Source organism: Streptomyces sp. NPDC090798, assembly GCF_044768965.1.
Lineage (GTDB): Bacteria > Actinomycetota > Actinomycetes > Streptomycetales > Streptomycetaceae > Streptomyces.
This window is the reverse complement of record NZ_JBIVXA010000023.1, coordinates 111814-128687: the sequence shown is the minus strand read 5'-3', so window position 1 is coordinate 128687 and position 16874 is coordinate 111814. Positions and strand designations below refer to the sequence as shown.

At 69.3% G+C, this 16874-nt stretch carries 14 protein-coding genes; 7 read left to right on the top strand and 7 right to left on the bottom strand.

What is annotated here, in order from left to right:
• Window positions 1–49: 49 nt before the first annotated feature.
• The 4 genes from ACIQTP_RS37070 to ACIQTP_RS37055 all read left to right on the top strand — a co-directional run bounded on the left by ACIQTP_RS37070 (window position 50) and on the right by ACIQTP_RS37055 (window position 6809).
• Window positions 50–622, top strand: coding sequence for a hypothetical protein (locus ACIQTP_RS37070; protein ID WP_403408242.1), 573 nt, complete (start codon window positions 50–52; stop codon window positions 620–622).
• Between the two features lie 501 nt (window positions 623–1123).
• Window positions 1124–3415, top strand: coding sequence for an FUSC family protein (locus ACIQTP_RS37065; RefSeq protein WP_403408240.1), 2292 nt, complete (start codon window positions 1124–1126; stop codon window positions 3413–3415).
• Window positions 3416–3872: 457 nt separating this feature from the next.
• A complete protein-coding gene (locus tag ACIQTP_RS37060) occupies window positions 3873–5288 on the top strand; it encodes a glycoside hydrolase family 16 protein (protein ID WP_403408238.1) in 1416 nt (471 codons plus the stop codon).
• 15 nt (window positions 5289–5303) lie between these two features.
• On the top strand, window positions 5304–6809 hold the full coding sequence (locus ACIQTP_RS37055; RefSeq protein WP_403408236.1) for a glycoside hydrolase family 64 protein: 1506 nt from the start codon (window positions 5304–5306) through the stop codon (window positions 6807–6809).
• A gap of 215 nt (window positions 6810–7024) precedes the next feature.
• On the opposite strand, the gene ACIQTP_RS37050 is transcribed toward ACIQTP_RS37055, so the two are convergent.
• Window positions 7025–7528, bottom strand: coding sequence for a MarR family winged helix-turn-helix transcriptional regulator (locus ACIQTP_RS37050; RefSeq protein WP_403408234.1), 504 nt, complete (start codon window positions 7526–7528; stop codon window positions 7025–7027).
• Window positions 7529–7656: 128 nt separating this feature from the next.
• Between ACIQTP_RS37050 and ACIQTP_RS37045 the strand changes: the two genes are divergently transcribed.
• Window positions 7657–9465 carry an FAD-dependent oxidoreductase gene (locus ACIQTP_RS37045; protein ID WP_403408232.1) on the top strand — a complete coding sequence of 603 codons (1809 nt, stop codon included), beginning with the start codon at window positions 7657–7659 and terminating at the stop codon, window positions 9463–9465.
• A gap of 154 nt (window positions 9466–9619) precedes the next feature.
• Here ACIQTP_RS37045 and ACIQTP_RS37040 read toward each other — a convergent pair whose 3' ends face one another.
• Complete coding sequence (locus ACIQTP_RS37040) at window positions 9620–9964, bottom strand: MerR family transcriptional regulator (protein ID WP_403408231.1); 345 nt, start codon at window positions 9962–9964, stop codon at window positions 9620–9622.
• A 540-nt stretch (window positions 9965–10504) separates the two neighbouring features.
• Here ACIQTP_RS37040 and ACIQTP_RS37035 point away from each other — a divergent pair.
• A complete protein-coding gene (locus tag ACIQTP_RS37035) occupies window positions 10505–10879 on the top strand; it encodes a hypothetical protein (RefSeq protein ID WP_168499649.1) in 375 nt (124 codons plus the stop codon).
• A gap of 125 nt (window positions 10880–11004) precedes the next feature.
• Here ACIQTP_RS37035 and ACIQTP_RS37030 read toward each other — a convergent pair whose 3' ends face one another.
• From ACIQTP_RS37030 to ACIQTP_RS37015, 4 genes are all read right to left on the bottom strand, one after another.
• A complete protein-coding gene (locus tag ACIQTP_RS37030) occupies window positions 11005–11334 on the bottom strand; it encodes an SCO5918 family protein (RefSeq protein WP_403408230.1) in 330 nt (109 codons plus the stop codon).
• A 66-nt stretch (window positions 11335–11400) separates the two neighbouring features.
• Entirely contained in the window at window positions 11401–11721 is a 321-nt protein-coding gene (locus tag ACIQTP_RS37025; protein ID WP_403408228.1) for a hypothetical protein, read from the bottom strand.
• 46 nt (window positions 11722–11767) lie between these two features.
• Window positions 11768–13291 (bottom strand): DEAD/DEAH box helicase, encoded by a 1524-nt coding sequence (locus tag ACIQTP_RS37020; protein ID WP_403408226.1) that lies wholly within the window; start codon window positions 13289–13291, stop codon window positions 11768–11770.
• Between the two features lie 436 nt (window positions 13292–13727).
• Window positions 13728–13931, bottom strand: a complete 204-nt coding sequence (locus tag ACIQTP_RS37015; protein ID WP_030872951.1) for a cold-shock protein — start codon at window positions 13929–13931, stop codon at window positions 13728–13730.
• A 615-nt stretch (window positions 13932–14546) separates the two neighbouring features.
• Here ACIQTP_RS37015 and ACIQTP_RS37010 point away from each other — a divergent pair.
• Window positions 14547–15227, top strand: a complete 681-nt coding sequence (locus tag ACIQTP_RS37010; protein WP_403408224.1) for a hypothetical protein — start codon at window positions 14547–14549, stop codon at window positions 15225–15227.
• A gap of 211 nt (window positions 15228–15438) precedes the next feature.
• On the opposite strand, the gene zwf is transcribed toward ACIQTP_RS37010, so the two are convergent.
• On the bottom strand, window positions 15439–16848 hold the full coding sequence (gene zwf, locus ACIQTP_RS37005; protein WP_403408222.1) for a glucose-6-phosphate dehydrogenase: 1410 nt from the start codon (window positions 16846–16848) through the stop codon (window positions 15439–15441).
• Between the last annotated feature and the right edge of the window lie 26 nt (window positions 16849–16874).

Below are 16874 nucleotides of genomic sequence, written 5' to 3'. Positions count from 1 at the left end.
ATGACAGGGTCAGCCTGATCGGAAACAGGCAGGCGATGAGGGTGAGTTCATGGATGCACAGACGTGGGACGCGCTGGTGGAGTCGATGAAGAGCGCGTACGCCGCGGGGCTCGCCGAGGGTGCCGTGCCACGGCCGGTCATCATGCCGCTGGTGCGCGGCGAGTTGGTCGGTCTGATCTGGGTGCGGCCGACCGAGCCCGGCAAGGACGCGCTCACCGCAATCGCCGAACTCGCGAACATCGCCGCGGCGGCCGACGCCGACGAGATCGTTCTCGCCTGGGAGACCCACGACGTCGCCACCGTCTGCCAGTTGCCGATCACCGGCCCGGTGCCGTGTCTGAACATGGTGCACGCCACGAAGGACGGCCATGTGCTCCACCAGTTCCCCTACGCCGAGCAGCCCTCGGCCCGCTCCCCCGAGGGCCGGAACTCGGCCGAGCCCGCATGGCAGCCCGCCATCGAGCCGCAACCGGGCGGCGAGTTGGTCCTTCCCGTCCAGGCCGCGGTCGACTACTCCTTCATCCCGCTCGAACTGGACCATCCCTCCCCGTTCGGCGTCACCGTCGTCCTCATGGAAGAAGACGGCTACAACGTCCGCCTGAACGAGGCGTTCGCTCACTGACCGCGCTTCCCGCTCACCCGACAGCAGGAGGCCGTCAAAGACGCGGCCCTGTCCCGCGTACATGGTCAGCCGCACGCTCGACGCGCTCGCCGGGCCAGACACAGCTGCCCGCACCGACCTCGCCGGGCCGCACCGTACGGCCCGGCATCAAGTTGCTGCTCGAAGGCCTGCGGCTGGGCCCCGCGCACGTCGTCAGCCGTACCACCGGCCTCCCCAAGGTTGGCGACCTCGTCCGCCTCGGCGACGACGTCTGCGTCCGTTTTCGTGAACGGGCCGGGCTCCGACCGGTAGGGCGGCACCCGCGCCCGCCAGGAAAGGGCGCCCACGAGAGTGACACCTGAACCGCGCTCCGCTCCGTCGCCACGACCTGGTGATCCACCCGGTGCGGGCACACCTCGCCCGGGTGGATCATGAGCAGGGGTCGCGTTCGGGTGACGTCGCTGCGGAGGAGACGTCACACTCGGTGGGGCGTAGGCCTGTCGTCAGGAGGTGGGCTGGCACGTGCGGACATCCAGCCGCATCCGTCCCGGGGCGGTCGCGTCGTGGCTGCGCGACCGCGATCCCGAGCTGGCGGCGACCCGGCGTGCCGGGCGGACGGCGCTCGTCATGCCCGCGCTGTTCGCCCTGTGCAGCCAGGTCGTCGGGTCACCGACGATGGCGACCTTCGCCGCGTTCGGTGCGTTCTCGATGCTGCTGCTCGTGGATTTCACCGGTCCGATGGTGCAGCGGCTACGCGCCCACCTCGGCCTCGCGGTGGCCTGGGCCGTCCTGATCTGTCTGGGTACGCTCGTGGCCGACGAGACCTGGCTCGCGGTCGCCGTGATGTTCGTCATCGGTTTCCTGGTGCTGTTCTCCGGGGTGGTCAGCTCCGTCCTCGCGGGCGCCTCGACGGCGCTGCTGCTGGCCTTCATCCTCCCGGTGACCTCGCCCGTCCCGTTCGCGGACCTTCCCGCCCGGCTCGCGGGAGCGGGCCTCGCGGCAGCCGCCTCCATGCTGGCGGTCACCCTGCTGTGGCCCCGTCCCAGCGGGGACCCCCTCAGCGCACCCGCCGCCCGGGTCTGCTGTGCGGCCGCCGGGCAACTGCGCACCGACGCGTCCCTCCTGGCGGGTGGCCCTGCCGCGCCGAGCACCGGACAGTGCCGTACCAGAGCCGACGAGGCCGCCGCCGCGGCGGCCGAGCTGCGCACCGTCTTCGACGCCACCCCGTACCGCCCCACCGGTCTGTCCACCAGCTCGCGCGCCCTCGTCCGTCTGGTCGACGAACTGACCTGGCTCAGCAGCATCCTGGCCGACAGCGCGCCCCCGCTCGACGGTCGACCGGCCTGCGACATCGACGCCCAGTCCGTACGGCGGGCCGCCGCGGCCGTGCTCGACGAGGTGGCCGGGCTGCTGGACACCCCGCGCGGCTCGCCGGACGGGCTGCACACAGCCTCGGAGAGCCTGCGCAAGGCCATGGCCGACATGGAGCGCAACGCCACCACCCGGCTGCCCGTGGGCCGGGGCGGCGTCGGCACACCCTCGCGGGTGCACCCCGTCATCGGAGCGCTGGACCTTTCGTTCCGCGCGCAGGAGCTGGGTTTCGCGACGCTGCAGATCGCGGACAACGTGGCCCTGGCCGCGGCCGCCGAACGCCGCAGCTGGTTCGAACGCCTGCTGGGCCGCGAGCCCGACGCCGTGACCCGACCGCTGGCGGCGGCGCGCGAGCGGGCCGCCGCCCACCTTCAGCCGCAGTCCGTCTGGCTGCACAACAGCCTGCGGGGAGCACTCGGCCTCGGCATCGCGGTCGGCCTCGCCAACGTGACCAGCGTCCAGCACTCGTTCTGGGTGCTCCTGGGAACCCTGTCGGTACTGCGCTCGAACGCCCTCAACACCGGGCAGAACGCGGTCCGCGCCCTGGGCGGCACCCTCGCGGGTTCGATCATCGGCACCGGGCTGCTGCAACTCATCGGCCACCACGGCACGGCGCTCTGGTTCCTGCTGCCCCTCGCCGTGTTCCTCGCCGGCATCGCCCCCGCCGCCATCTCCTTCGCCGCCGGTCAGGCGTCCTTCACCATCACCCTCGTCATCCTGTTCAACATCGGCCAGGATCCCGACTGGCACATCGTGCTGCTGCGGATCCAGGACATCGCCATCGGCTGCGCGGTGAGCGTGCTGGTGGGCCTGTTCTTCTGGCCACGCGGCGCCACGGCGGCCGTCGACCGGGCGCTCGCCGAGGCGTACACGGACAGCGCCCGGTATCTGGCGGGCGCGGTGCAGTACGCCATCGGCCACTGCGGCACCACGCCCGCGTCGGCCGAGGTCGCGCTGCGGGAGGGCGTCGAAGCGGCCGCGGCCGCGCACAGGCTCGACGACGCGTTCCGCAGCTATCTGGCCGAACGCGGCGCCAAACCGGTACCCCTGGCAGACATGACCACCCTGGTGACCGGCATCGTGGGGCTGCGCCTCGCGGCGGACGCGGTCCTGGGGCTGTGGAGACGCGCCGGCGAACGGGACAGCGAGCCGAACCGGGCGGAAGCCAGCCTCGTCCTGCTGAGCGCCGCCGGCCAGATCTCCGGCTGGTACCGGGATCTGGCCGCCGGTCTCGGGCACAACGCCTCCGTCCGGGATCCGCTGCCGCGCAACCCCGCGGCCGAGGCGCAGCTGGTCGAGTCCCTCCGCCGCGACCTCAGCGACGAGCGCGGACAGGCCACGGACACGGCCGTCCGCATCATCTGGACCGCCGACCACCTCGACGCCGCCCGCCGGCTCCAGCCGAGCCTGGTCGCCGCGGCGAGGCCCGACGGTCCGTCCTGACCCCCCGGCGGTGCCCCGGATCAGACCGCGGCCTTCGAGGGCGCCGGCAGGCAGCCGGGTCGCGGGCGGTGGCGCTGAGGGTTCCGTCGACGGCTCCCCTCGGCCGCCCCTGAAACGAACCAGTGCCGGCATCACCATCAATGGGCGGCCGCCAGGAACCCGCGGGCGGTGAGGACTGAGTCCCGGCTGCGCAGCCTGCACAGCCTCCGCCGCCGAGATCGCCACCCGTCTCCCCGTCTCCCCGTCTTCCGGCTGGAAGGCAGGGAGCTCCCTGCACCCCCCTTCTTTCACGACGTGAACTCACCTAAGCCGGAAGGACTTTCCCGACTTCACCTCTTGACGTGCGGAGTGACGGGGAGCACATTGTCCGCGCAGCTGCTTTGAGAGCGCTCTCAAAGAGCGTCGGAGCGCTCTCACCACCACCCGCGCACACCACTCCGTACCCGAAGAGGCACCCATGAGTGAACCCTCCGGCACACCGGTCAGACGCGGCTCCCTACGGCGCGTCGTCGTCGCCGTGTTCAGTGCCCTCGGCCTCGCGGCCGCCGCCGCGGCGGCCGCCTCCCTCCCCGCCGACGCGTCCGCCCCCACGCCCCCGTCCGGCTGGTCCCAGGTCTTCCTCGACGACTTCGACGGAGCCGCCGGCTCCGGCGTCGACAGCTCGAACTGGCAGTACACGACGGGCACGAGTTACCCCGGCGGGCCCGCCGGCTTCGGTACCGGCGAGGTCGAGACGATGACCTCCGGCACCAACAACGTGGCGCTCGACGGCGCCGGAAACCTCCGGATCACCCCACGGCGCGACGCCGCGGGCAACTGGACGTCGGGCCGCATCGAGACGAACCGCTCGGACTTCCAGCCGCCCGCCGGTGGCAAACTCCGCGTCGAGGCCCGGCTCCAGATGCCGAACGTGACCGGCGCCGCCGCCAAGGGCTACTGGCCCGCCTTCTGGATGCTGGGTGCCCCGTACCGCGGCAACTGGTGGAACTGGCCCGGCGTCGGCGAACTGGACATCATGGAGAACGTCCAGGGCATCAACAACGAGTGGGCCACCATGCACTGCGGCACCAGCCCGGGCGGCCCCTGCAACGAGAAGTCCGGCATCGGCGGCCAGAAGGTCTGTGAGGGCACGACCTGCCAGGGCGGCTTCCACACCTACGCCGTGGAGTGGGACAAGTCGACCAGCCCCGAGGAGATGCGCTTCTACCTCGACGGCGTCAACTTCCACACGGTCAGGCAGAATCAGGTCGACGCGACGACCTGGGCCAACGCCACCAACCACGGCTACTTCATCATCCTGAACGTCGCGATGGGCGGCGAGTTCCCGGCGGCCTTCGGCGGCGGCCCCGACGGTGGCACGGACCCCGGCCATCCGCTCGTGGTCGACTACGTCCAGGTGCTCCAGTCGACCGGCGGTGGCGGCACGACCCCGCCGCCCACGACCCCGCCGCCCTCCGGCAACCGTGACGCGTACAGCGCGATCCAGGCCGAGTCGTACGACGGCCAAGGGGGCGTCGCTACGGAGACCACCACTGACACGGACGGCGGCCAGAACATCAGCGCGCTCGCGAACGGCGACTACGCGCTCTACAAGGGTGTCAATTTCGGCACCACCGCGGCCAGGCAGTTCTACGGGCGGGTCGCGAGCGGGGCGGCGGGCGGTGTCAGCGGACTGGTCGAGGTGCGTCTGGACAGCCGTACGAGCGCGCCGATCGGCAGCTTCGCGGTGGCCAACACCGGCGGCTGGCAGGCGTGGAAGACGGTCCCCGCGAACATCAGCGCCGTCACGGGAACCCACGACGTCTATCTGACCTTCACCAGCGGCCAGCCCGCGGACTTCGTGAACGTCAACTGGTTCGACTTCGGTCACTGACGGGAGAGTTGACGGATGATCGCATATCTCCCGGCCAGGCCCAAGAAGTCACGCCCGGAGGTCAGGCGGCTGGTGACGGCGGTCCTGACCGCCCTCCTCACGGTGCTGGCGCTCGGCCTGGCCGGGGCGGTGCCCGCGAAGGCCGCCGCCGACTACACCCAGGGCGTCACCTCGACCGGCGCCGGTTCGGTCCGGATCTGGTTCAACCCGACCACCCCCGCGTCCCTGGTCGACGCGCACTACCTGTCGGCCGGCGCGGGCCAGCAGAACTTTCGGATGACGAACAACGCGGGCACCTGGCAGCAGAACGTCAGCGGCCTACCGAGCGGCTTCACCCTGGAGTACTGGTTCACGTACGAGAAGAGCGGCCCGCTCCACGACACCCCGCACTTCACCCACGTCATCGGCGGAGGAGGAGGCGGCAGCTTCCCGATCACGTTCCGGAACAACACCCGTGGCACGTACGCCAACGCACAGATCTACGTCACCGTGCTCGGCCAGGTGACGCCCGGTCAGTGGTCGTACATGAAGGCCGACGGGACCATGACCCACATCAACCACCTGGACGCGAACGCGCCCGGACACCTGACCAAGAACGGCGTGAACTACCCCGACATGTCGTTCACCCTCGCCCAGTCGGGCGGTTCGGTACCTTCACCGACGCCGATCCGCGGCGGGCGGATCTACGTCTCCCTCGGCTCCCCGCTGTACATCCCGGTCTCCCCGGACGACCAGGGCTGGGGCGGCCCCGACCTGCGCAACCCGAACGACCCCAACACCGACGTCTACTACGACTGGTACGAGTACACGTACGTCTTCGGGCAGGTGGCCTTCGGCGGTAACACCACCCAGGTCGACCAGTTCGGCTTCCCGATGACCTCACGTCTGACGCAGGCGTCGAGCGGCTACGACACCACACGGGGCATCACGCTGACCCGCGCCCAGGTGATGTCCCAGTACGCCGCCTCGGTGGGCGCGGCCTTCAAGCCGCTGCAGAACACCTACCGGATCATCGCGCCGCGCTCCTCCAACCTCTTCCTCGCGGGAGGCTCCCAGGCGAACTACCTCCAGTCGACCATCGACCAGACCTGGTCCTACTACTCCACGCACCCCTTCAGCCTGACCCGGCTCGGTGAGACCTTCACCGGCGGTGTCTCCGGGACCACGCTCACCTTCACCAAGAACGGTGCCGGTCCCTATGCGCTCCAGAAGCCGTCCTCCCCGGACGTCGTGGCCTGCGCGGGCGCGCTGGCCTCGGGCAGCGACCCGGAGAAACAGCTCGGCGCGGAGTTCTGCGCCGCGTTCAACCGGGGCGTGGCCCTCGACACCTCGGCCTGGTACACCCCGTCCGCCTACTACACCGGAGGCATCAAGAACGACTACGCCGCCTTCCTCCACACCGTCGGCCTCGACCAGCGCGCCTACGCCTTCCCCTACGACGACATCAACGACCAGTCGTCCGTGCAGATCCTGGGCAACGCGAACCCGCCGACCGGGCTGACGCTCGGCATCGGCTGGTGATCCACACGCGGTGAAGAGGGGGCGGCCTCGGAGGTCCGGCGTCGGAGAGCCAGGCGCTGTCGTCCGGGCCGCCCCCTCCCCCAGCACGAGCGGGTTCTCCATGAACACGAGCGGGTCCTCCATGAAGACGCCCGAGATGCGACTCTGCCACCCCGAGCGCGCCGCACCTGGTCTACCGTGCCCGGCACCCCCGCGGTCCAGTGGCTGAGGCCCCGTCAGCGGGGTGTGGTGCGCAGGTCGATGCCGCGGCGGTGTGCGTCCGAGGCCACGACCTGGGCCGCCAACTGGGACAGCCGCTGCCGGTCGGTGCCCGGGAGCGGCGCGACGGACAGCTCGATCCGCTCGGTGAACTGTGCCGCGAGCTGTTCGATGAGCTGTCGGCCGGCATCGGTGATCGACACCTGGAACGCGCGGCGGTCGTTCGCGCTGACGGTGCGCGTGACCAGGCCGCGACGCTGTGCGCGGTCGACCAGGCCGCTGATCGAGGACTTGTCCAGGCCGAGCAGCCGACCGAGCTGGTTCATCGTCGGCTCCCGGTCCCGCAGCACCCCGAGCAGTCGCGCCTGGATGATCGACAAATCATGCTGCCCGGCGATCTCGTCCAGGGCGTTGTGCACCAGAAACGACAGCTGGGCGAGGGCGTCCACGTCCACCAGCCCGGGATCCTCACCTGGGCGTGACGGAGCGTCCGGGGGCGGCGTGTCGTTGGGCGAAGTCATGCTCCGATTCTACTTGCAAAGGTACGTGACGCGAACTACTTTAGTACGTGCCACGAACCAATCTTGGTGCGTCGCCTTCGAGCGTGCTGAAACCGCCCGGACAACTACTGCCGACGGAGAGCTGAGCCATGACTCACACCCCGGACACTGACGTGCTCATCTGCGGAACGGGAGCGGCCGGATTAACCCTCGCCCTCGACCTCGCCCGCCGGAATGTCGGATTCCTACTGATCGACAAGGCGGCGCATCCGTTCATCGGCTCGCGCGGCAAGGGCATTCAGCCCCGAAGCCAAGAGGTGTTCGAGGACCTCGGCGTGATCGACCGGATCGTCGCCTCCGGCGGTGAGTACCCCGTTCAGCGTTTCCACACCGACGAGGGACCGGTCGACAAGGCCACCGTCGAGATGTCGGATCCGACGCCGGAGGAGCCGTACCAGATCCCGCTGCTCGTCCCGCAGTTCCTGACCGAGCGCCGGCTGCGGGAACGGCTGACCGAGCTCGGCCACGCCCCGCACTACAGCCACGAACTCGTCGGTTTCGACCAGGACGCCGACGGCGTCACCGCGCGGATCGCGAGCCCTGACGGCGAGCGGACCGTGCGGGCCGCCTACCTGATAGGCGCCGACGGCGGATCGAGCTTCGTCCGCAAGGCCCTCGGCATCGGCTTCCCCGGCAAGACCCTCGGCGTCCGGGCGATCGTCGCGGACGTACTCGTCGATGGCGTCTCGTCGGACGCCTGGCACCGTTGGGGCGAGGACACGGCGGCGCAGGTGTCGATGTGCCCGCTCTACGGAACCGACATGTTCCAGCTCCAGGCCCCGATTCCGTTCGATGTCGACATCGACCTTTCGGCCGAGGGCCTCACCTCGTTCTTCCGCGACCGCACCGGCCGGAACGACGTCGTGATCCGTTCGGTGTCCTGGGCGTCCGCGTTCGAGATGAACGCCCGGCTGGCCGACACCTACCGGCGCGAGCGCGTGTTCCTGACCGGGGACGCGGCTCACTGCCATCCGCCGACCGGCGGACAGGGCCTCAACACGAGCGTCCAGGACGCCTACAACCTCGGCTGGAAACTCGCCGCGGTGCTCGACGGCGCTCCGGAATCGTTGCTGTCGACCTACGAGAAGGAGCGCCGGCCGATCGCCGAGGCTGTCCTCGGCCTCTCCGAGAGGCTGCTCGAAGCGGCCAAGAACCGAAACACCCATCGGGGCCGCGAGGTGAGTCAGCTCGATCTCGGCTATCTGGACTCGCCCTTGTCGATGACCGGTCCGGACCGCGACAACGGCGTCCTGCCCGGCGACCGCGCGCCCGACGCGCCCGTGACCGGCGCGGGTGGCCTTCCCACGCGGTTGTTCAGCCTGTTCCAGGGGCCCCACTGGACCCTGCTCGGCTACGACGTCGACGATGCCCCGGCGCCGCCGCCGCGCAGTGGCCTGCACATCCACATCGTCGGCGGCGGGGGCGACATCCTCGACACCGGCGGCCATGTCCACAGCGCATACGGGCTGTCGGCCGAGCAGTGGGTGCTGGTCCGTCCGGACGGGTATGTCGCGGCCGTGGTCGGCACGGCCGACCTCGGCTCACTCGCCACCTACCTCGACGCCGTCGGTATCCGCCCCGTGGCGGTGACGCAGCCGCACCGCACAGAAGCGAGCGCCGACATGCCCGCACCGAGCCCTTCGGCCGTCCCCCGCACCCGACGTGAGCACCGGCGGATCCGCGGCGCCGCCGAGCAGCGACTCGCCACCGCCCAGCGCGAGCTCCATCAGCTCTCGCGCCAGGTCCAGCGCGACCTGCGCAGCGTCCGCCGGCAAGGGGAGACCACCGCGATCGTCGCCCGCTCGAACTTCGCGGAGCTCGCGGTCCAGAGCATCACCCGGTTGGCGGCCAGCCTCCGCACCGATCCCAGCGACCGAAGCGGCCGGAGCGACCAGTAGCTCCACGGCCGCACCCGCGTCGGCGAGGCGAATGACCCACACGGGTGATCCTCCACACAGCGCGTCAACTCCGTTGCAGCGGCCCACCACGGAGCACGGTCGCGGTCCCGTTGAGGGACTCACGGTGGGGCATGCGTGGTTGAGCCGTTCGCGCTCAGCCGGAACTGGAAGTGTCGGACACCTCGTTCGCGGCGCGACGGTACTCGGCATTGATGCGCTGCGCTTCCTCGAGTTGGTCCTCGAGGATGACGATGCGGCAAGCGGCCTCGACAGGGGTCCCCTTGTCGACGAGCTCGCGGGCGCGAGCGGCGATGCGGAGTTGGTAGCGGGAGTACCTCCGGTGCCCACCCTCCGAGCGGAGCGGAGTGATCAGGCGGGCTTCGCCGATGGCCCGGAGGAAACCGGGAGTCGTGCCGAGCATCTCGGCGGCCCGGCCCATCGTGTACGCGGGGTAGTCGTCGTCGTCCAGGCGACCACTCAGTGGAGTATCTGCTGTCATTTCACCTCGTTGTGCAACGCGTCGAGGGGCCCCGATGCCGTACGGCACCAGGGCCCCGAAGGAAATTGAACACCATCTGTCGGCACTACTGCTCTGCCGACCTCTTGTTTCCGCTACCTGGCCCCCGTGAGGGGCGGGAATGCGGGGATCGCGGTTGCGTGACCGGGGACCACCTTCCATTCCGGGGTCTTGCGGCACCCGACCTCGTGCTTGTCGGCCGGGCGATCCCGATGGCGTCGGCTCCTTCCGTTCCTCCGCTGGATCAACTCACTTGTCAGGCGGCGCGACCGTCCGTCTCGTCACCGTCCTACGGACGACTCGGCTTCGAGACTCCAGGGCCACCCCGACCTGCGAACTTCTGCACTACGAGAGAAACACTAATCACGCCGCCGCCCAATGTCTACTCTGTCAAACACAGATTTTAGGTTGCCCGAGGCATGGATATCCTGTGTCGCACGGGCCATATGGGCAGGTGGTGGCGGAGAGACTGCGGTCGACAGACTCCAGCGCACGGATCGCGCAGCGATAGAATCGGCTCTCATGTCGAACCCTGACGAGCTGCTCGTGGATCTCTGCGCCCTGGTGGAGTCCGAGCAGAGCAATCAGATGTCATTGACCGTGGTGGTCGGCGGTGCCGTCATCACCGGGCGGCTGGCTCCCGAAGCCGTGTGGAGGGAGCGTGTGTCGGAGGTCCTGAAGGACTCGGACCGGCTGGGCCCCTTCTCCGACGTCTTCTCCGCCGACCGGACAGTGGGCCGGCCCGAACCCGGCGAGGCCCCCACGCATCTGCACTTCCACCTCGCCCGGATCCTGCAGGGCAGCGTCGGAATTCCCGAGACGGGCGGAATGTATCGCGTCGCCATCAAGGACGTCAGCGCCTGGACCGTGGGCGACTTCAGCTACTCCGACCAGTGAGGCACCGTACCCGGACCGTTCTGGCCGCCCGGGAGCCGTCGACCGGCCGGTGACACGCGAGGGGGCCCTGCCGACGCGCGTCGGCAGGGCCCCCTCGCTGTCCTGGTGTCAGCTTCCGTCGGTTCTCACAATCCCAGAGGCGTGGGGCTGCCGAGCATCGCCGACGCGGTCTGCAACGGCGTAAGGGCCCGCATGGCGGTCGCCGGCTCACGGGTGGCCTCATGAGTGCCTCGGCAGGTGAAGCCGAGGCGCGTCATGGCCCGGGTGACTTCCCCGCTGGTGAAGTCACGGGGGTCCTGCCGGGTGATGACCACGCCCACTTGCTTGGCGGGGTAGTAGCGGCGGCCGATGAGCACGGACTCCCCCGTGATGGGCTGCGGCTTGACGCCCTTCATGGAGGCAAGCACCCCGCTCTTGGTGAGGTCGAAGGGGAACCGGGCGATGACGCAGCGCATGATGCCTCGCAGGGAAGGGAGAAGGGAGAGGGAGGAACGGGGCTGATGCCGATCGGGTGAGCCGGATCAGCGGGAGACGGTTCCGGCGAGGGCGCCCGGTCCGCGGCCATGCGGTCCGCCGGCGTCGAGGACGTCCCGTACACGGATCCGGTCCGTATAGGCGGGGCTGTCACGGACCACGGCGAGTTGGGCCCGCGTGACCGAGCCTGTGCAGTGTTCGTCCTGGTCGCAAAGGAGCAGGTACTCGACACGGGCACTGGTCATGAGGAACAGGGCCACCTCGACGGTGATGTCGTCACCGACCCGCGGCCCGGATGCGTCCAGGGCGTCGAACACGGTTGTGGGAGCGGGACCGACCAGGCGCTGCTGCGTCTGAACCAGTGTCAAAGGGGGCCTCCTGAATGGATGGATGAAGTTTCCGATCGCGAAGGTTCTAGGCCGCCGCTGAGGCCGCGGACGACCGCGGCGTGCGGCGTGCCGCCTCGCCGGTGGAGCGGCCCTGGCCGGTACGGCCGCGCCGGCCCCGGGACGGGGAAGAGGAGCCGCGCCGAGGACGTTCCACGACCGGCGCGGTGATGGTGACCGCGATTCCCGAGGGGGCCTGGGCGCCGGTGATGCGACTCAACTCGGCTTCGCCCGAGCGCACTTGGGTGGTCTGGGGGGTGATGCCGGCGGCAGTCATCAGTCGGCTCATGTCGCGTCGCTGTTGAGGCGTCACCAAGGTGACGACGCTGCCGGACTCGCCGGCGCGGGCCGTGCGGCCGCCCCGGTGCAGATAGTCCTTGGGGTCGCTGGGCGGGTCCACGTTCACGACCAGGTCGAGGTTGTCGACGTGGATCCCGCGCGCCGCGACATTGGTCGCCACCAGCACCGTCACATGCCCGGTCTTGAACTGGGCCAGGGTCCGCGTGCGCTGCGGCTGGGACTTGCCTCCGTGCAGGGCCGCGGCGCGGACGCCGCTGTTCAGCAGGTGCTCGGTCAGCCGGTCCACCGCGTGCTTGGTGTCCAGGAACATGATCACCCGGCCCTCGCGTGCCGCGATCTCGGTGGTCGTCCGCTGCTTGTCCGCGCCGTGCACGTGGAGGACGTGGTGCTCCATGGTGGTGACCGCGCCCGCGGACGGGTCGACGGAGTGGACCACCGGGTCGGTCAGGTAGCGGCGGACCAGGAGGTCGACGTTGCGGTCCAAGGTGGCCGAGAACAGCATCCGCTGCCCCTCGGGACGCACCTGGTCGAGCAGCGCGGTGACCTGGGGCATGAAGCCCATGTCGGCCATCTGGTCGGCCTCGTCGAGGACGGTGATGGCGACCTGGTCCAGACGGCATTCGCCGCGGTCGATGAGGTCCTTGAGCCGGCCCGGCGTCGCTACGACGACCTCGGCCCCGCCGCGCAGCGCACTGGCCTGCCTGCCGATCGGCATCCCACCGACCACCGTGGCCAGACGCAGTCGCACGGAACGGGCGTACGGAATGAGCGCGTCGGTGACTTGTTGGGCCAGCTCTCGGGTGGGCACGAGGACCAGGGCCAGCGGCAGCCGCGGTTCGGCGCGCCGACCGGCCGTACGGGCCAGCAGGGCGAGACCGAAGGCGAGGGTCTTGCCGGAGCCGGTGCGGCCACGGCCGAGTACGTCACGGCCCGCGACGGAGTTCGGCAGGGTCGCCGCCTGGATCGGGAACGGTACGGTCACGCCTGCGTGGCCGAGTTCGGCCAGCAACGGCGTCGGCAGGGCGAGATCGGCGAACGCCTCGACGGCGGGCAGCGCCGGGGTGATCGTCGTCGGCAGCGCGAACTCACCTTGCGGTGCGGTCTGTTGGCGTCCGTAACCCTTCGCACGGCTGGGAGCACCGGAGCGGCCGGAGGATGCGGCTCCGAAGCGGCTACCGCTCCTTTGGGAACCAGAATTTCCGGCGCGGGAGCGGGTACGGGCGAAGCGATCATTTGTACGCGTGCGGTTCATGTGGAACCTTCCTTGATGTGGCACGTATCAAGGAATTCCCGCAGCGAATGAACAGCGCAGAGAATCGCAAGAACGAGCCGAAGATAATGCGGAGCCGAATCGGTCGGATCGGATCGGTCAGATCAGCCGGATCAGTCAGATCAGCCGGATCGGCAGGGAATGCTCTCGGAATACGTCATCGAAGAGAGCGGCGCGATCTCGACAGTGAGATCGGGCATTCCGGGAGTGAGGTCTTGGCGGATGTGCATCCGGAGCGTTGGGGTGGAGCATCCCCCGGGGGTTGTGGAGCTTTCCCAAGGGGCGGGGCCTCGGCGCCCCTGGATCATGCCGTGGGTGACGTCACCACGGCCCTGACGGAGCGACTGCGCCCCGGAAAGCGGCGAGCTGGGGCCCGCACCCCAAGGTGCGGGCCCCAGCTGCGAAGTACGTGTCAGCGTCAGGCGGGAACGATGTTCTCGGCCGTCGGGCCCTTCTGACCCTGTGCGATGTCGAAGGTCACCTTCTGGCCCTCCGACAGCTCGCGGAAGCCCTGGGCGGCGATGTTCGAGTAGTGGGCGAAGACGTCCGCGCCGCCGCCGTCCTGCTCGATGAAGCCGAAGCCCTTTTCCGCATTGAACCACTTCACGGTACCGGCTGCCATGTCAAATCTCCTTCGGGACGGTGTTCGGAGTTCCGCACTGTGCGTACTCCGCGTCGCCGTGATGATTATCCCGCCGGAAGAATCGCCGGAGCTGAAAAAGAGCGCCACCGGCAGATGAAACCGGTGAGGGCACTTGCAAGATTTCGGGAACCACAACTGCAACTGAGATCTACAGTAGCACGTTGCGATCGATCATGTGCGGTAAATAATCGCGATCCGCTGTCGATACAGGAAACCTCGTAGCACCTTCCGCCATTTTCTCACCTCACGGGCACAGATATTGACTCGCCCCGAGGGGCGAACGGAGGACGCGGCGCGGCCGGGGCTGCGGCTCCGTCGAATCGTTCCTGTCGTCGCATCCGGATTCTGGTTCCGCGCAGCTGAACTCCCGCCATGCATGGCGCCACGGCAGACCGGTCTGACGACCGAGGCGTTTCGCCCCGTTCCGTGCCGCCACCGCATCGAGTCGATCCGCGACCCGGTGGAACACCACGTCCGGAAGTTGATGGGGCTTCAAACTGCGGTGCAGCACCGACCGCGTCGCCGACCTCGTCATAGCCGTCCTCAGCCTCCACCTCGCCGCCTCAGGGTGAGGTTGGAAAGAGCTTGTCACTGGTGACTGCGATGATCGCCGTTGCTGGCGTGAGCGCGCCGGCATCACGACCTGGGGTGGCTCGAATGGATACGTGGCAGGAGCTCTCAGCTCTGGCGGAGAAGCGGCTGAAGACGGTGTCGGCGGGCGAACGTGCCGTGTTCGCCGCCGGTGTCGCCGAACGGCTTATGCGCTGGCACGAGGCACTGCCTGAGGACGAGCAGGCACCGTTCACTGTGAGCCTGCGGCCGCTGCTGAACTCCGTGTGGGAGGGCGTTCTTGGTGACTCAACGGCCTTCTCGGCAGTCAAGCGTGGTGTCGCCGAGTACATGCTCAGCGAGTACTGCCACAACGACGGCCAGGACGGGCCGGAAGACGCGGACGAGTCCGCTGCGGCGGCGGCGCTGCATGCCGCGCATGCCTACCTGTTCGGCTGCCAGGATTTCGCCATCTGGACCAGCGGCCGGGCGGTGGAGGCCATTGACCAGCGTCTCCAGTACCTGGCTGACCAAGAAGGAGACGACCACCTTCCCGACCCGGACGAGGCACTCGCTGCTGAACTGCGGCGGCAGCTACGGGATCTCGGCCTCATCACACGCTACTCAGAGGATCTTCGCTACTCCCGTATGGGACTGGCCATCGACACGTCGATCCGACTCCGGGTCGAGCTACGCGCTCCTCTCTCCAGCCAGTCGACGGAGTGAGGTGTGGCTGACCCAGCGTTCCGTGGCGCCGGCCGACTGCGACGGATACGGCAACCAACCACCACGAGCGCAAACGACGCCCCGGCCGGCCCTCAAGGCCCCGGAGCGTCGTCGTGCAGACCTACCGGAGACGTTGCCAACCGGCTCGCGATGTCCCGCCCAGGCACCGGTGTGGAAGCTCCCGTCGGACCAGGTCCGGGGCGCGGCCGGGTCAGTCGGGGGACCTCGCCGGCAGCCATGGTTCGTGCCATCTCGGGTATCCGGCGACGAGCTTGCTCGCTCCCGCCGGTCCCCAGGTCCCCTGCCGGTAGCGCTCGGGGTCGCCGGGCGCCTCCAGCAGTGGCTGGACGATTCGCCACGTCTCCTCCACCGAGTCCTCCCGGGTGAACAGGCTGGCGTTGCCCTGCATTGCGTCACTGAGCAGGCGCTCGTACGGTTCGGGTGCCTCACCCAGCTGGGCCGCGAAGAGGAGGTCAAGGTCCACCAGCTGCGTGTCCTGCTTGCCCGGCTGCTTGGCCTGGATACGGAAGTTCACGCCAGGGCTCGGATCGATCCGCAGGATCCACTGGTCGGGCTCGGGCGCGAACCGCTCCGCGAACGCAAGCCGCGGCGGGCGCTTGAACATGATCCGGATCTCGGTCACTCGCTCGGGGAGCGACTTGCCGGCGCGGATGAAGAACGGCACCCCGGACCAGCGCCAGTTCTCGACCTCCAGCCGCAACCCGACGAAGGTCTCGGTGCGCGAGCGCGGCTGGACGCCGGGGACCGCCAGGTACCCCTCGTACTGCCCGCGGACGTAGTGGGCCGGGTCGGCGTCGGGGATCGCCCGGAACACATCAACCCGGCGGTCTCGGAGCGCGTCCGCATCGGCGGCTGATGGCGGCTCGGACGCCACCAGGGCGAGCAGCTGCAGCAGATGGTTCTGCACGACGTCGCGGAGCGCGCCGACCGGGTCGTAGAAGTGGCCGCGATCCTCGACCCCGAAGTCCTCGGCCATGGTGATCTGCACGCAGGAGACGTGGTCGCGGTTCCACACCGGCTCGAACACGGAGTTGGCGAACCGCAGGAACAGGATGTCCATCGCCGGCTCTTTGCCGAGGAAGTGGTCGATCCTCATCAGTTGATCCTCGTCGAGGAGCTGACGCAGCTCGGCGTTGAGGGCGCGCGCCGACGCGAGGTCATGCCCGAATGGTTTCTCCACGACAACCCGGGCGCCCTTGGTCAGCCCGACGCCTGCCAGGCCCTCGACCACCCGGGCGAACAGCGACGGCGGGATCTCCAGGTAGAAGACCGGGTGCCGCTTGCCGTTGACCGCCTGGGCGAGGCGATGGAACGTCTCCGGGTCGGCGTAGTCGCCCTGCACATAGCTGAGTCGGGCGGCGAACCGGGCAAAGACGGTTTCGTCCAGCGGCTCGCCCGTTGCCTTGATCGCCGTGCGGGCGTGGTCACGCAGCGCGTCTTCGGACCAGCCGTCGCGCGCCACTCCGACGATCGGACAGGTCAGCAGCTTGCGCCGCTCGAGCCGATAGAGCGAGCGGAACGTCATCTTTCGCGCGAGGTCGCCAGTGATCCCGAAAATGACCAGCACGTCTGCGGGAACGTTCGACGAGTTCGAAGCCACCTCATCCTCCTTACGGAGCCGGCACG

What these genes read in the sequence shown, in the direction of transcription:
- ACIQTP_RS37070 (WP_403408242.1), top strand. Translation starts at nt 50, where the DNA reads ATGGATGCACAGACGTGGGACGCGCTGGTGGAGTCGATGAAGAGCGCG.
- ACIQTP_RS37060 (WP_403408238.1), top strand. Translation starts at nt 3,873, where the DNA reads ATGAGTGAACCCTCCGGCACACCGGTCAGACGCGGCTCCCTACGGCGC.
- ACIQTP_RS37055 (WP_403408236.1), top strand. Translation starts at nt 5,304, where the DNA reads ATGATCGCATATCTCCCGGCCAGGCCCAAGAAGTCACGCCCGGAGGTC.
- ACIQTP_RS37050 (WP_403408234.1), bottom strand. Translation starts at nt 7,528, where the DNA reads ATGACTTCGCCCAACGACACGCCGCCCCCGGACGCTCCGTCACGCCCA.
- ACIQTP_RS37045 (WP_403408232.1), top strand. Translation starts at nt 7,657, where the DNA reads ATGACTCACACCCCGGACACTGACGTGCTCATCTGCGGAACGGGAGCG.
- ACIQTP_RS37040 (WP_403408231.1), bottom strand. Translation starts at nt 9,964, where the DNA reads ATGACAGCAGATACTCCACTGAGTGGTCGCCTGGACGACGACGACTAC.
- ACIQTP_RS37035 (WP_168499649.1), top strand. Translation starts at nt 10,505, where the DNA reads ATGTCGAACCCTGACGAGCTGCTCGTGGATCTCTGCGCCCTGGTGGAG.
- ACIQTP_RS37030 (WP_403408230.1), bottom strand. Translation starts at nt 11,334, where the DNA reads ATGCGCTGCGTCATCGCCCGGTTCCCCTTCGACCTCACCAAGAGCGGG.
- ACIQTP_RS37020 (WP_403408226.1), bottom strand. Translation starts at nt 13,291, where the DNA reads ATGAACCGCACGCGTACAAATGATCGCTTCGCCCGTACCCGCTCCCGC.
- ACIQTP_RS37015 (WP_030872951.1), bottom strand. Translation starts at nt 13,931, where the DNA reads ATGGCAGCCGGTACCGTGAAGTGGTTCAATGCGGAAAAGGGCTTCGGC.